The sequence below is a fragment of the Streptosporangium sp. NPDC006930 genome, from assembly GCF_040635605.1.
In the GTDB taxonomy this organism is placed as follows: domain Bacteria; phylum Actinomycetota; class Actinomycetes; order Streptosporangiales; family Streptosporangiaceae; genus Streptosporangium.
In genome coordinates this window covers 276,365-290,398 of the sequence record NZ_JBEYID010000008.1, presented here as the reverse complement: position 1 = coordinate 290,398, position 14,034 = coordinate 276,365, and the positions used below count along the sequence as shown (strand labels likewise).

Annotated in this window: 7 protein-coding genes; all 7 read right to left on the bottom strand. The window is 72.8% G+C overall.

Annotation, left to right across the window (positions count from 1 at the left end):
• Positions 1–144 precede the first annotated feature (144 nt).
• On the bottom strand, positions 145–3,855 hold the full coding sequence (locus tag ABZ664_RS17190) for a UvrD-helicase domain-containing protein (protein WP_362509943.1): 3,711 nt from the start codon (positions 3,853–3,855) through the stop codon (positions 145–147).
• Between the two features lie 132 nt (positions 3,856–3,987).
• Complete coding sequence (locus ABZ664_RS17185; RefSeq protein ID WP_362510067.1) at positions 3,988–7,428, bottom strand: UvrD-helicase domain-containing protein; 3,441 nt, start codon at positions 7,426–7,428, stop codon at positions 3,988–3,990.
• Positions 7,429–7,903: 475 nt separating this feature from the next.
• The gene (locus tag ABZ664_RS17180) at positions 7,904–10,804 is read right to left on the bottom strand and encodes a CDP-glycerol glycerophosphotransferase family protein (RefSeq protein ID WP_362509940.1); all 2,901 of its coding nucleotides are present in this window, start codon (positions 10,802–10,804) and stop codon (positions 7,904–7,906) included.
• A gap of 147 nt (positions 10,805–10,951) precedes the next feature.
• Positions 10,952–11,260 (bottom strand): MGMT family protein, encoded by a 309-nt coding sequence (locus ABZ664_RS17175; protein ID WP_362509937.1) that lies wholly within the window; start codon positions 11,258–11,260, stop codon positions 10,952–10,954.
• A complete protein-coding gene (locus ABZ664_RS17170; RefSeq protein WP_350947866.1) occupies positions 11,248–11,598 on the bottom strand; it encodes a hypothetical protein in 351 nt (116 codons plus the stop codon). The genes ABZ664_RS17175 and ABZ664_RS17170 overlap by 13 nt, the downstream gene beginning before the upstream one ends.
• A gap of 138 nt (positions 11,599–11,736) precedes the next feature.
• Positions 11,737–13,032 carry a S8 family serine peptidase gene (locus ABZ664_RS17165; protein ID WP_362509934.1) on the bottom strand — a complete coding sequence of 432 codons (1,296 nt, stop codon included), beginning with the start codon at positions 13,030–13,032 and terminating at the stop codon, positions 11,737–11,739.
• Complete coding sequence (locus ABZ664_RS17160; protein ID WP_362509931.1) at positions 13,026–13,994, bottom strand: hypothetical protein; 969 nt, start codon at positions 13,992–13,994, stop codon at positions 13,026–13,028. The genes ABZ664_RS17165 and ABZ664_RS17160 overlap by 7 nt, the downstream gene beginning before the upstream one ends.
• Between the last annotated feature and the right edge of the window lie 40 nt (positions 13,995–14,034).

Below are 14,034 nucleotides of genomic sequence, written 5' to 3'. Positions count from 1 at the left end.
GATATCAGGGATGTCGTAGTACAGATATGGCGCTGAAGTGATGATGCGCCGGCCTCCTCGCGCTCCGACCGAGATCATTGGGTCACACTCCGGCACCCAGGACGCGGGATCACGCCAAGAGCGTCATGTTCACCGTGAGGAGTTTCACGGGAGTACGGGGACCGACTCGACGAGGGTGACGAGGCCGCGTTCGTCGAGGAGGTCGACGGGGCGGACCGTCTCGTTGAGCAGGACGTAGTGGAAGGCCGCCCCCACCTGGTCCAGCGGGACGGCGGCCAGGTGGGACCAGGCCAGCCGGTAGGCGGCGAGCTGCACGGAGGCGGCGGCCTCGGCCTTCCTTCCGTTCGGGCGACGGCCGGTCTTCCAGTCGACGACCTCGTAGCGGCCTTCCGAGACCTGGAAGACCGCGTCCATCCGGCCCCTGACCACCCGGTCGGCGATCACGGTCTCGAAGGGGACCTCGACGTCGAGCGGCTCCCTGCCCGCCCACTCGCTCTCCTCGAAGCGTTCGCGCAGCTGGTCGAGGTGGGCGTCGGTCTCCTCGAAGTCGTCGGACGCGCCGGGCAGCTCGAACTCGTCCATCAGCCGCTGCTGGCCCCAGCGCCCCTCAAGCCAGCGGTGGAAGGAGGTGCCCCGGCGAGCCAGCGGCGCGGGTTTCTTCGGCACCGGGCGGCGGATCTGCCTGGCGAGCGCCTTGGGGTCGGAGGCGAGGGTGACGAGGGAGGAGACGGTGAGGTGGGTCGGCAGCTCCACCCGGCCACTGCCACGCCGTCGCTTCAGCTCCTGTTCCCTGAGCAGGAGCTCGATGTCGCGTTCCCACGCCTTCGCCCGCTCCCTGTCCCACCCTCGCAGCTCTGCCGCAGGAGCCGGCCGCCGCTCGGAGGACCGCTCACCGGGCTCGGCCTCGAACCCGGCCCAGGGCCCGGAGTCGGCTGCGGGTTCCGCGGCCGCCGTCCCCGGCTCGGAGACCGCACTCGCCCCGGAGACCGGCTCGGACACCGTTCCCGCCCCGGACGCCGTCCCCGACTCGGGTACGGCTCCCGAGCCGATCGATTCGTCCCGCCGGGCGGGGGGTGCTCCGAGGTCGGCATCGGCAGGGAACGGCGCCTCAGGCTCCTCGGGGAGGAACTCGTCCCACGGGTCTTCGAGGAAGGGAACGTCCGTCTCCTCGGGGAAGCCCTCCCCTTGCGGGGCCTCGGACAGCGGGGCCTCGGGAAAGGGAACGTCCTCGTACGCGGGCGCGGAAACGGCCGCGGGAGCGGGAACGGGAACGGGAACGGAGGCGGCCCCGCCCGCGAGGGCCGCGAGGGCGGCCTCCACCATGGTGGCGCCGTCGAGGACGGCGGCGTAGCGGGCGTCGTCCGGCTCGATCGGCCACCGGGCCTCGGCTGGCTCGTCGAGGAGCGGGTTGGTTGCGCCCTCCTCCATCTCCGGCGCCCAGGACACCACCCTGCCGCAGGTCTCGCGGATCTCCAGCAGGAAGTCCGAAGGGGCCAGCGGCCTGGCCGCGGTGCCCCAGCGGTAGCCGGAGGCGATCAGCAGGTAGTGGGCGCGGGTGACGGCGACGTACGCCAGGCGGCGCTCCTCGAGCAGGTCGCGGTCGCGGCAGCGCTCGTCGAAGTCGGCCAGCTCCTCCTTCGCGAGCCCGGCAAGTCCCGGCAGGTCGGAGGCGTCCCCGCGCAGCTGGTAGGGCAGCTTGCGCGGGTTCTCCGTCCACCTCGTGCTGGTCGTGGAGCGGGCGGGGAACACGGTGCCGACGGTGAGCGTCCCGGTCTTCGACAGCGCCTGGGAGAGACCGGGCACCACCACGACCGGCCATTCCAGGCCCTTGGAGGCGTGGACCGTCATCAGCTTCACGCTGTTGCTCTCGCCCACCCGCCCGGCGTCCAGGCCGTTCTCCTCCTCGTCGGCCGCCTTCAGGAACGCCAGGAACGCGCCCAGCGTGGGGTCCTCGGAGTCTCCGGCGAACCGGGCGGCGGCGTCCAGGAAGGCGTCGAGGTCGGCGCGGGCGGCGAAGGGGCCGACGGCCGTCCCCCTCGCCGCCACCTCGATGTCCAGGCCGAGCCTGCGCTCGATCTCCAGGATCAGGTCGGGCAGCGGCTGGCCGGTGTGGGCGCGCAGGACGCGCAGCTCCTGGGCCATCGCGACCAGCCTCACCGCGGCCAGGGGGGAGAACAGTTCCTGCCACTCGGGGCGGTCGGGCAGCTCGTCGAGGGCGTCGACCAGGCTGCCGCGCTCCTCGGCCATGTCGGCCACGACCTGGTCCAGCGGGTCGGCCACCGGCGAGGAGCCCTCGCGGGTCTCCCGGTTCAGCTCGCGGGCCCGCTCGCCGAGCTCCTTGAGGTCGGCGGGTCCGATCCGCCAGCGAGGGCCGGACAGCAGCCGCACCAGGGCGTCCCCCGCGCTCGGGTCGTAGATCACCCGCAGGGTGGAGACGATGTCGGCGATCTCCGGCACGAGCAGCAGCCCGCCCAGGCCGACGACCTCGACCGGGATGCCGCGCTCCTCCAGGGCCTTGCGGAGCGCGGGGAACTGCGAGCGTTTGCGCGCCAGGATCGCCACATCGTGCGGCTGGAGCGCCTGCGGCCCGCCCCACATGCTCTGCTTCGCCTTCTTACGCTCGCCTTCGCCCCACGGCATGCCATCGGGCGCGCTCTCGACGCCCAGCACCTTCGCGACCTCCAGGGCGACCCAGCGCGCCTCGTCGTCCGCGGTCTCGTGGAAGGCGCACATCACCCGGCCGCGCTCGACCCGGTTCTTACCGGGCACCAGGACCGGCACCTCCCTCGCCTCCATGCGGAGCGGCAGCTGGATCCGGGCGGCGACGTCGAGCACGGCGTCGCCGTTGCGGAAGCTGACCGAGAGGCGGTTGACGGGCGCGAGCTCCCCCGAGGCGGTCCTGAAGTCGCGCGGGAACCGGGTGAGGTTGCCCGCCGAGGCGCCGCGCCAGCCGTAGATGGACTGGCAGGGGTCGCCCACCGCCGTCACCGGGTGGCCGCCGCCGAACAGGGCGCGCAGCAGGACGAGCTGGGCGTGGCTGGTGTCCTGGTACTCGTCGAGCAGGACCACGGCGAACCGCCCGCGCTCGATCACGCCGACGTCGGCGTGCCGGTCGGCGATCCTGGCGGCCAGCGCCATCTGGTCGCCGTGGTCGACCACCTCCCGGCCGCGCTTGAGGCGGTTGTACGCCTCCACCAGCGGCAGCAGCTGCTCCCTGGCCCGCTGGGTGAGCAGCGGTCTGCGCTGGTCCTTGGTCGGAGTGCCGGGCAGCGCGGCGAGCCGCTGGGCGAGCTTGGTGCCGACGTCGCGCACGTCCTGCGGGGTGCGCAGGTGTTCGGCGAGCTCACCGGCGAGTTCGAGCACCGCCCGGGTGACGGTCGCCGGGCTCCATTCGACCTGCTCCATCGGTCCGTCGTACGCGCTCACCACCCGGCTGGCGAGCTGCCAGGAGACGGCTGGGGAGACCAGGCGCATCGTCGGCTCCAGCGCCTCGCGCAGGGCGTGCTCGGTGACCAGGCGGGCCGCGTAGGCGTGGTACGTCGAGATGGTCGGCTCGCCCTCCAGCAGCTCCGCCGGCACCTGCCCGACCTCGACGAGACCGTTGAGCCGCTCGCGCACCCGCGCGGCCAGCTCGGCGGCGGCCTTCCTGGTGAAGGTGAGGCCGAGCACCTGCTCGGGGCGGAGCAGCCCGTTGGCGACCAGCCAGACGACGCGCCCGGCCATGGTCTCGCTCTTGCCGGATCCGGCCCCGGCCATCACGACCATCGGTTCGAGGCCGGCGTCGATCACGGCGGCCTGTTCGGGGGTCGGCGGCAGGATGCCCAGCTTGGCGGCGAGCTGGACCGGGCTCAGCACGTGGCGCCCCCGTCAAGGACCGTGCGGTGCGGGACCGATCCCCCCGTACGCGCGACACGACCGGACGCGGCGCGCGGGTTCCCCGTACGCGTGACGCGGCTCAGCACGGGGCGTCCCCCGGGGTCGTGCGGCTCAGCACACCTGGTCTCCGTTCTTGCTGACCGGGCAGCTCGACCGTACGGCGCAGGTGCGGCAGCCGTCGTTCACCTTGGCCTGGAAGAACGGCCCCGACATGCCGACGGCGACGGTGCCGACCATGTCCTTGGCCCAGTTCGGGTCGGGGTCGTCCCCGAGGGGAGGCTGCGCCTGCTCCTTGGCGGCCTTCTTGCCCGCCGCGTCGCCCACCTGGACCAGGGCCGCACCGCCCGGTTCGGTCAGGCCGTGCCGCTGGAAGGCGCCGAGCAGCGCGGCGAGCTGGTAGACGCCGAGCTGGGGGTGGCGTTCGAGCTCGCTGTCCTTGGCGCCGGTCTTGCCGGTCTTGATGTCGATGATCACGGCCCGGCCCTCGCCGTCGCGCTCGACCCGGTCGACCCGGCCCTTGATCTGCACGCCCTCGGAGACCATCGCCGTGAACGCCTCCTCCAGGCCGACCAGCTCCCTGGGGTTCTCCTCGTGCCAGCGGACGAACTTGGAGATCATCTCCTCGGCGACCGCGCGTTGCTTGCGGTTGTACCAGACGCCGCCGAAGTCGAGCTCGTGCCAGACGTCGTCCAGGCGCTTGCCGAGGGTCTCCTCCGTGGGCATGCCCGTCGCGGCGAGGACGGCGAGCGCGTGCACGACCGTGCCCAGGCCGCGGGCCACGTCGGTGCCGCCCGCGCCCACGGAGGTCTCCAGCAGCCAGCGCAGGCCGCACTTGCTGAAGCTCTCCACCGCCGAGGGCGAGACGCGCACGATGTCGTCGGGCCAGCTGAGCGGGCGGTCGTCGGAGATGGGGGTGAGGGCGTACCACTCGTTGGGGTGGGCGCCCGGCACCCCCGAGGCGGCGAGCCTCGCCAGGTGCTCGGCCGCGGACCTGCGCAGCGGCTCGGGCCTGGTGGAGTCGGCGACCGCCGAACGCAGGTCGGCCACGAGCGCGGGCATGCTGAGCCAGCGGGAACGCTCGTCGACGCCCGCGTCCTCGGTCGAACCGGGGACGAGCTCGGTGAGGAAGCGGGAGGGCCGCTCCTCGGTGTCGTCGCCGCCCACGGCGGTAACGATGAGTTTCTTTCTCGCCCTGGTCGCGGCCACGTAGAACAGGCGGCGCTCCTCGGCCAGCAGCTGGGAGGCGAGGGCGGCGGAGACGGCCGCGGGGTTCTCGTGCTCGGAACCCTCGGCTCTGGCGACCATGTCGTCGGTGCTCAGGATGGACCCGCGCAGCCGCAGGTCGGGCCAGGCGCCCTCCTGAACCCCCGCGACGACCACCACGTCCCACTCCAGGCCCTTGGAGCGGTGCGCGGTGAGGATGCGGACCGTGTCGCCGTCGGGGGCGCGCTCGGCGAGCGAGTCGCCGGGGATCTCCTGGGCGACCAGGTCCTCGACGAACATGTCCACCCCGGCGTGCGGGAGCCGGTCGACGAACCTGGCCGTGTGGTCGAACAGCGCCACGACGGCGTCAAGGTCGCGGTCGGCCATGAGGCCCCGCACGCCGCCCCTGAGGCTGATGTCGGTCCACTTCCTGGCCAGGCCGGTGGCCTGCCAGACGGCCCACAGCACGTCCTCGGCGGTGCCGCCCTTTCCCACCGCCTCGGTGGCGGCGGAGATGAGACCGGCGAGCCGCTCGGCGGGCTGCGCCACGTGCGGCTCCACCCTCACCAGCTCCCGCGCGTCCTTCAGCGCCGCGACCATCAGCTCGCCGGAGGAACGCGGGCCGTGGGTCTCGCGGTCCGCCATCTCGTCCGCGTCGTACTCGCCGACGCGGGCCGGCGCCTCGTCCACGCCGTGCTCGCCGAGGCCGGTCGCCGGCTCGTCCGTGGCGTCGTCGCCGACGCGGATCGACGCCTCGTTCGCGGCGTGGTCGCCGAGGCCGGTCGGCGCCTCGTCCGCATCGCGCTCACCGGGACCGGCCGACCTCTCCTCCGCATCGCGCTCGCCGGAACCGGCCGACCTCTCCTCCGCATCGCGCTCACCGGAACCGGCCGACCTCTCCTCCGCATCGCGCTCGCCGGGACCGGCCGACGTCTCGTCCATGTCGCGCTCGCCGATGCCTGCGAGCGCCTCGTTCTCGGCGATCCGCAGCGCGCGGCGCAGGCGGCGCACCCCGATCATGTCGGTGCCGCCGAGTGCCCCGGTCAGCAGTTCCTCGGCCACCCCCTCGTCCAGGGTCTCCGGGTGCAGCGCCACCTGGATGAGCCTGATCAGCGGCCGTACGCCCGGCTCCTGGAACAGCGGCACCTCGCCACCGCCGACCACGACGGGCACCCCTGCGCTGACCAGCGCCCGGCGCAGCAGCGGCACCTGACGGGTCGCCGAACGCACCAGCACGGCCATCCGCGACCAGGGAACACCGTCGAGCAGGTGCGCCCTGCGGAGGGTGTCGGCCACGATCGCCGCCTCCTGCGGCCCCCCGTCGGCCACCAGCACCCGTACGTCGCCGGGCTCGGCGTCCGGCAGGGCGCGCAGGTCGCGGTGGGCGGCGGCGCCGGGGGGAGCGGGCAGGCGGGCGGTGACGCGGCGGGTCGCCCTCAGGAGTTCGCGACCGCTGCGGCGGCAGACGCGCAGCGCGATGACGGGGGCCTTCGCGCCGTTCGCGTCGCGGAACCTGTCGGGAAAGTTCATGATCCCGCGGACGTCGGCGCCACGGAAGCCGTAGATCGACTGGTCGGGGTCGCCGACCGCGACCAGGTCGCGGCCCTCCCCCGCCAGCTGCCGCAGCAGGAACTCCTGCGCGGGGTCGGTGTCCTGGTACTCGTCGACGAAGACGGCGTCGTACGCCGACCGTTCGCGAGCGCGCACCTCGGGGTCGGAGAGCAGCGCGCCCGCCGCGCGGATCAGCTCCGCGTAGTCGAGCACCGGCTCCAGGTCGAGGTCGAACCTGGCCTGGTATCGGTCGGCGAACCCTCCTGCGGCCACCCAGTCGGCGCGGCCGTGGCGGCGGCCCAGCTCTCTCAGCTCAGGTCCGTCGAGACCGCGCTCGGCGGCGCGGGCGAGGAAGTCGCGGAGCTCGGAGGCGAAGCCGCGCGTCTTGAGCGCCTCGTGCATGTCGTGGGGCCAGTGCGTGGCGCCGTCCTCCAGCTCGCCGTGGAGCAGACGTCGGATCTCCAGGAGCTGCTCGGGACCGGTCAGCAGGCGCGGTGGCAGCCCTCCGGCGAGCACGGCCTCGCGGCGCAGCAGCGCGTAGGCGTAGCTGTGGAAGGTGAGGGCGAGGGGGGTGCGGGTGGTGCGGCGCATCCGGGAGGTGATGCGCTCGCGCAGCTCCTCTGCGGCCTTGCGGCTGAAGGTGAGGACGAGCACCCGCTCGGGGTCGACGCCCCTGCGCTCGATCCTGTCGACGACGGTCTCGACGATCGTGGTGGTCTTGCCGGTGCCGGGCCCCGCGAGCACGAGGAGCGGGCCGCTCTCATGGGCCACCACCGCCCGCTGGTGCTCGTCGAGCACAGGGGCAACAGCCCTCCCCGCGCCCTCACGACGTATCAGCCGCCAGTCCTGACCACTCACAACTCGCCATTCCACCAGATCCCGGACGATGATCGTGCCGAGTCGGCGGGTACGGCATGGCGGATTCTTCACCGGATGGGGCGGGCCGCGGGCGGTTTTTCGGGAATCCGGCGGGCGGAGCACCGCGCGGACCTGGGCGGGAGTCTTCCGAGGGCTCCAAAGGGGGTGCGGGGGACGGGGCGGGCATCGTGCGGGGCACTCGCGGAATCACCGGAAACCGGCCGGGAATCCGCGAGACCGCCGGGAGCGGAGGGACGCCCTCCGAGTGACGAAGTCGCAGACGGTTCCGGCCCCGAGGACCTCTCCCGGCAGGAGACGCTCCCCGGGACGCACTCGGGAACGGCTCAGGGGGCCGTATCCGGAGAGGAGAAACAGCCCCCTGAACCGGCGAATCACCCGGCCCGGGGCGGGCGGGTCAGGCGGAGAAGACGCGGTCGACGAGCCTCGCCGTCGCCTTGCCGTCGTCGCGGGGGACGTAGGTGCGCTGGAAGAGGTCGTACTTCTCGGCGTGGGCGGCGGCCACCTCGTCGATCGACTTCAGGGCCTTGATGACCTCGGCCCCGGTGGACAGCAGCGGGCCGGGGGCCTCGGCGGCGAGGTCGAGGTAGATGCCCCGCTTGGACGAGTAGCGCTGCAGGTCGTAGGTGAAGAAGAGCATCGGCCTGCCGGTCGCGGCGAAGTCGAACATGACCGACGAGTAGTCCGTGATCAGCACGTCCGCGATCAACAACAGATCCGTGATATCCGGATATGTCGTGACGTCGCGGCCGAGGCCGGCGCGCACGTTCGGTGCCGCCTGCATCGAGTGACCCCGGATCAGGAACTCGTGGCCCGGACCGAGCACCCGGTGCGCCTCTGCCAGGTCCAGGCGGATCGAGGCGTTCTTGCGGTCGTAGTCGCGGTAGGTCGGCGCGTAGAGCACCACCTTGGCGCCCTCGGCGATGCCGAGCCGCGCGCGCACCGCCGCGGCCAGCTCGTCGCGGTCGGGGGCGACGAGCACGTCGTTGCGCGGGTAGCCGCTCTCCAGGACCTCGCCCTGGTAGCCGAACGCCTTGCGCATGACGCGGGTCGCCCAGGGGCTCTGGGAGACCAGCAGGTCCCAGCCGCGCACCTCGACGGCCTGCCGGTGCCAGGCCGGCGGCTTGGGGTCGCGGGACATGTGCGGCAGGTCGTTGCCCAGGCGCTTGACCGGGGTGCCGTGCCAGGTCTGCACCACAACCTGGTCCTCGCGGGACCGGAACCACGGCGGCAGGAAGCCGTTGGTCACCACGTAGCGCGAGCGGGCGAGTGCCGCGTAGTGCTCGCGGCTGCCCGCGCGCACCACGGTCGGCCCCTCGCCCGTGCCGAAACCGAGCCTGTCGGGACCCGGCGGCACGAAGGCGCCGTCCTTGACCACCCAGATGTGCTCACCGGTGTCGCCGCGCCGCACGCGCTCCTCGTACACCGCGCGGACGCTGCCCTCGTACTGCCGCCCGTCGTAGGCGACGTAGACGGTCGCGTCGTTCAGCTCACGGGTCCGCTCGGCGGGGTAGAAGTGCCGGCGCAGGGCGTACAGGCCGCCCGCGCCCTTCTCGTCGTCGGGAAGGTGCTCGGCGACGGAGAGCACGGGGATGTCGAAGCGGGTGGAGAGCAGGCGGTATTCGCGGCCGTCACGGATCTTCGTCTCCTCGTCCAGCCCGTCGAGGATGGCGTGGTCGACGCGGAACGGGACGATCTGTCCGGCCGCGTCGCGCACCGCCATGCTCCAGGTGCCGCTGTTCAGCGGAGCCGTGTCGCCGAAGCGGGGCATCGCGGCGGGCGCGAGCCTCACCGTGAAACGGGAGTCCTCGCGCTCCAGGGGGATCGCGTGGATCAGTCCGCTGCGGTGCTTGAGGGTGAGCGCGGCCTCACCGGAACCCGGGTAGGAGCCCTCCAGGGTGAGCACGCCCCCCTCGTCCCAGGTCGCAGCGGTGACGACCGGGCGAACCCGGTGCGCGGAGACGCTCACGCGGTCGCGCCGGTCGCGCAGCACGGTGATCTCCCGGTCACCGACGACCGTACGGCTCTCCCGGGCCTTGCCGATCATGACGGAGGCCGCGGGGTCGCCCTTGGGCTCGATCCAGAGCCTGCCGCCGTCGCGTTCCTGCAGCAGGGAGGCCGTCGCGAGCGGCACGACGACGGTGGTGCCGCCCTCGCCGGGGGTGAAGTCGGCGGCGATCCGGTGGCCGTCCAGGCGGGCCTGCCCCCTGTTGACCTCCTTGCCCGGCAGGAAGACCTCGACCTCCAGGCGCTCGCCGTCCAGCCGCACGCCGACCAGCTCGGCCCGGGTGGGCTGCAGCACGACCTGGAGGGCGCGGTCGGAGGTCCAGACGGGACGGATCCACCAGCCCTTGCCGAGGTCCAGGCCCGCGGGGCGCTCGGTGCGGCCGGTGGAGGGACCGCGCAGCAGACCGCCCGCGCGGGCGCCACGGCTCCAGATCACGATCTCGGCGCGCCAGGTGGTGGTGTCCTGGACGGTCTCGCGGCGGCGCAGCAGGCGCTTGCCCCCGCGCACAACGGCCCGCACGGCCGAACGCCAGCGCAGCGGCCACGGGCTCATCTCGGCGGTGAAACCGGACCAGTCGTAGTTGCAGCCCGCCTCCTCCGCCCCGTGGGTCGCCTCGGGGTGGAAGACCCTGCGGGTGCGAAGCAGCACCGGCGGCAGCCAGCGCGGGCCGCGCAGCACCACGGTGGCCCGGTTGAAGCGGCGGCTGCGCACGGACAGTCCGGCCAGGTAGGCGTGCCCGCCGATGTGCAGCCGCCCGCCCGACCAGGAGATGTCCTCGATCTGGGTGACCGGGATGAGGTCGGCCGCCCGCAGGCGGTACAGGGCCTCGGGCAGCTCGTCCTGGAGCGGCAGGTCGGCGTACCACCTGAGGCTCTTGCGGACGCGCCTGGACGGTTCGGCCGCGGCGGTGACGAGCTTCTGCAGCGCGTCGCCGTCGGCGAGCTCGTCGATCTCCCGGTGCTCGATCAGGTGGAAGGCGATCCTGCGGGCCACCGGAAGGTCACGCTTGACCTTCGCGTCGACGCCGGTGACGTACGGCTTCAGTAGCGTGACGAACTCGCGGCGCTTGGCGGCTCCTCGCTTGGCCGCGATCTCCAGCCGGGACCCCAGGGGGCCGGCCAGCGCGTCGGCGTCGAAACGGCGTCGCTCGACCGGTTTCAGTCCGTCTGCCAGCACCGCTTCCATGATCGAGTCGAGTGGTTCTCCCCGGTCGCAGAGATCCTGGACAGCCCGCAGGCGATCGGCGACGGGGTCGCCGCCGGCTCGTGCGGGAGTGGCACCGGTCGCCATGGAGAAGGCACCGCCTTTCGGACAGAGCGCTGTCCTAGGCCATGTTAGTGCGCCACAGCAGGGCCGGTTACGCCGTAATTTACGGGCTTGAGAGATTTACAGGCATTTGTAATCTAGCCGGTTTCCCGCTCGGTCCCGTCGTACCATCTATGGTTTCCCGTCCCATCTGGCCGCCCGCATGTCGGCGCGCGCACCCCTCAGCGGGGTCCGCTCCGCGCGCCAGCTCACCAGGCACCGCTGCTCGTGACCGGGCGGCGGGGTGCCGTCGGCGTGCACGACGCGCCACCAGGGCACGCCCCCGCCCCACGTGGACATCACCCTGCCGACCTGGCGCGGGCCGCCCTCGCCGAGATACTCGGCGATGTCGCCGTAGGACATCACCATTCCCGACGGGATGCGCTCGACCAGGTCGAGCACCCGCTCGGCGTACGGGGAGGGATGGCCTACTGGCTCCATACGGTCGGTCCGGCGGAGAGGATCTCGTCGAGCTTGCCGAACTCGTAGGCCGCGGAGCCGTTCAGCTGCTCCACCAGGCCGCCGCGGATCGCGTAGGACTCGCCGTCCTCACCGACGAGCCGCGCTCCCAGAAGGGCGGACACGCGCGCCAGCTGGGCCACCTGCCAGTCGGATCCGGGCGTGCCGGAAAGCCGGCCGTCCCATACCGCTATGGCATGGACAGCGCCATTGTGACGGGCCAGGATCTCCCCCGACTCCTGTGAACCTCTGAATTCGAACCCCGCCTGCCCCAGCACAGTCGCGAGTTCCGCGAAGGCGAGAGGCGCAGGGCGCTCCACGCGCAACTCGTACCCCATAAGGCGCGAGACTATCGAACCTTCCAGGTATTCCGGGTATGAATCCCGACATCTGGGCTGCCGCATCCGAACGGTGTCCAAAACGCGTTCGAATCGCAGTCGAATCACCGTCGAATACGGTCACCTCCGCGCTCTTCCGCGCCAGATCGGCTCGGGGGCCGCCATCGCCCGCCCTCCCTTGCCGGAGTGCCGGTTGAGCATCACCACGGCCCCCGCGAACGCGAGCAGGCCGGCCACGAGGCCCGTGCCGTACAGCCAGAGGCGCACGGGCTCCGGCCCCGGCCTGCTGGGCTCGGTGGGCAGGGTGCCGTCACCGAAGTGCTTGCCCTCGGGAACCGGGACCTCCTTCGCGCCGGCCACGAGGCGGCCCGCCGCCTCCAGGGCGGCCGCGGCGTCGACGACGCCGAACCCGACGTGGTCGTCGTAGCCGTTGACGGGCCGGGACGTGGCCGTGGAGGTGAGGGCCTGCGACACCATTTGCGGCGATATATCCGGATATTTTGCTTTTATTAGGGCGGCGACTCCGGCCACCAGCGCGGTCGCCGAACTCGTCCCCTCTGAGGACCCGTACTCCCCTCCGGGAACGACCACGGGAACGTTGACGCCCGGCGCCGAGACCAGGACCGAGAGGTTGTCGCTGCTGAACGTCGCCGGCCTGCCCAGGTCGTCCACCGCGCCCACACCGATCACCCCGGAGTATCCGGCGGGGAAGTTCCAGAAGGAGGTGGCTTTGTCCATGGCGTACTGGGAATCCCCGTCGTTGCCCACGGCCGCGACGAGCACCACGCCCCTGGACAGCGCGTAGGAGACCGCCTCCCGCTCGCTCCTGTGCGGCCCGTAGGCGCCCAGCGACATGCTGACGACCTTGGCACCGTGGTCGGCGGCGTAGCGGATCGCGCGGGCGAGAGGGCTGTCGGCGCGCGAGCGCAGATCCTCGGGCGGCGCGGAGGACCCGTCCTCCGGCCGCTCCTCGACGATCAGCGGCAGCGAGAGGATGCTCGCCTCGGGCGCGACGCCGAGCAGGCCCTCCTCCCCCTTGCCGGCCCCTGCGATGAGCGAGGCCATCGCGGTGCCGTGCCGCCCGGCGTCCGGGGTGTCCCTGTCGAACCGGACCGACCCCATGTCCGGCCCGGAGATCACCCGCCCCCGCAACTCGGCGACCTGGTCGTCCACCCCGCTGTCGACCAGGGCCACGATGACGCCCGCGCCCCTGGTGACCTTCCACGCCTCCTCGGCGTTGAGCATCTCCAGCACCCAGCGCTGGTCCTCTCGGACGTCCGCGGCCCCCCTGGGCTCTACGGAAACAGGCGGCGCCGACACCGGCGAGGCGGCCGACACCGGCCCGGCGAGCGCCGGACCCGCCACGCAGAGCGCGGCCAGCACTCCCGCCGCCCAGAACCGTCGCCGCCTCAGCACACGTTCCCCTGGGTGCACTGGGGAACGGCGCTGGGCTCGTCGCCGAGAGCACGGGCGATGCGCCCGGCGACCGCCTGGGCCGCGGGCCACAGCTCGCTGTGCAGGATCTCCTCGGGGGCGACCGCCGCTCGGGTGCGCCCGTCGGTGTAACCGGCGGTGGAGAAGACGATGTAGGGACCGACACCCACCCAGGCGTTGCGCTGGCGTTGCGCGGCCCCGAAGAGCTCGGTCGCCGTGCCGGGGAAGGCCACGGGGCGCACCCCCACCCGGTCGTCCACGCCCAGCTGCGCGGTCGCGGCGATCCTCCGCTCCTCGTTGTCGAGCACGGCGATGCCCACGGTGAAGACGAACGAGGACGTCTGGTCGACGTAGGTGGCCCGCAGCAGGGTGCGGCAGCCGTATTCGGAGAGCACCGATCCCACCGGCGCGTCCGTTCCCGCCGCGCAGGCCACCTCGGGGGCGAGACCGACCCTGCGGGCGTACTGCTGGACCCTGCCGAGGCCGATGTACTGCAACTCGACGGGAAAGACCAGGTCGGCGGTCCAGGTGTACCAGCGCCTGGCGATGTCGTCCTGGATGTAGCGGGCCTGCTCGGCGGCGGTCAGCGGGCGTGAGCTCGTCTCGCGCACCAGCCCGACCGTGCCGGTCAGCACGTTGGTGGCGGCGATGGCGAGGATCGTGCCCACCAGGATCAGGAAGATCGTACGGAAGTGGATGCCCTGCTCCAGGGTCGCCAGCTCGGCCCGCCTGACCGCCTCGCGGTCGCGGCCCGCCGCGGGCCAGGACCGCACGCGGGCCCGCCGGGCGGAGGCGCCGGGCGCGGGCATTCGCCGACCCCGACCGCCTCCGGCGCCGCCGGTGCCGCCCACCCGTGAACCGGACGGCGGCCAGCCGCCGCGCGCGCGGGGGGCGGGAGCCCCCAGGGGCCGCTCCGGCTCCCGGGACCGCCCTTGCTGCGACATACTTCGATGCTACGTCGAAGGACCTCTCCGCCCTATCGGC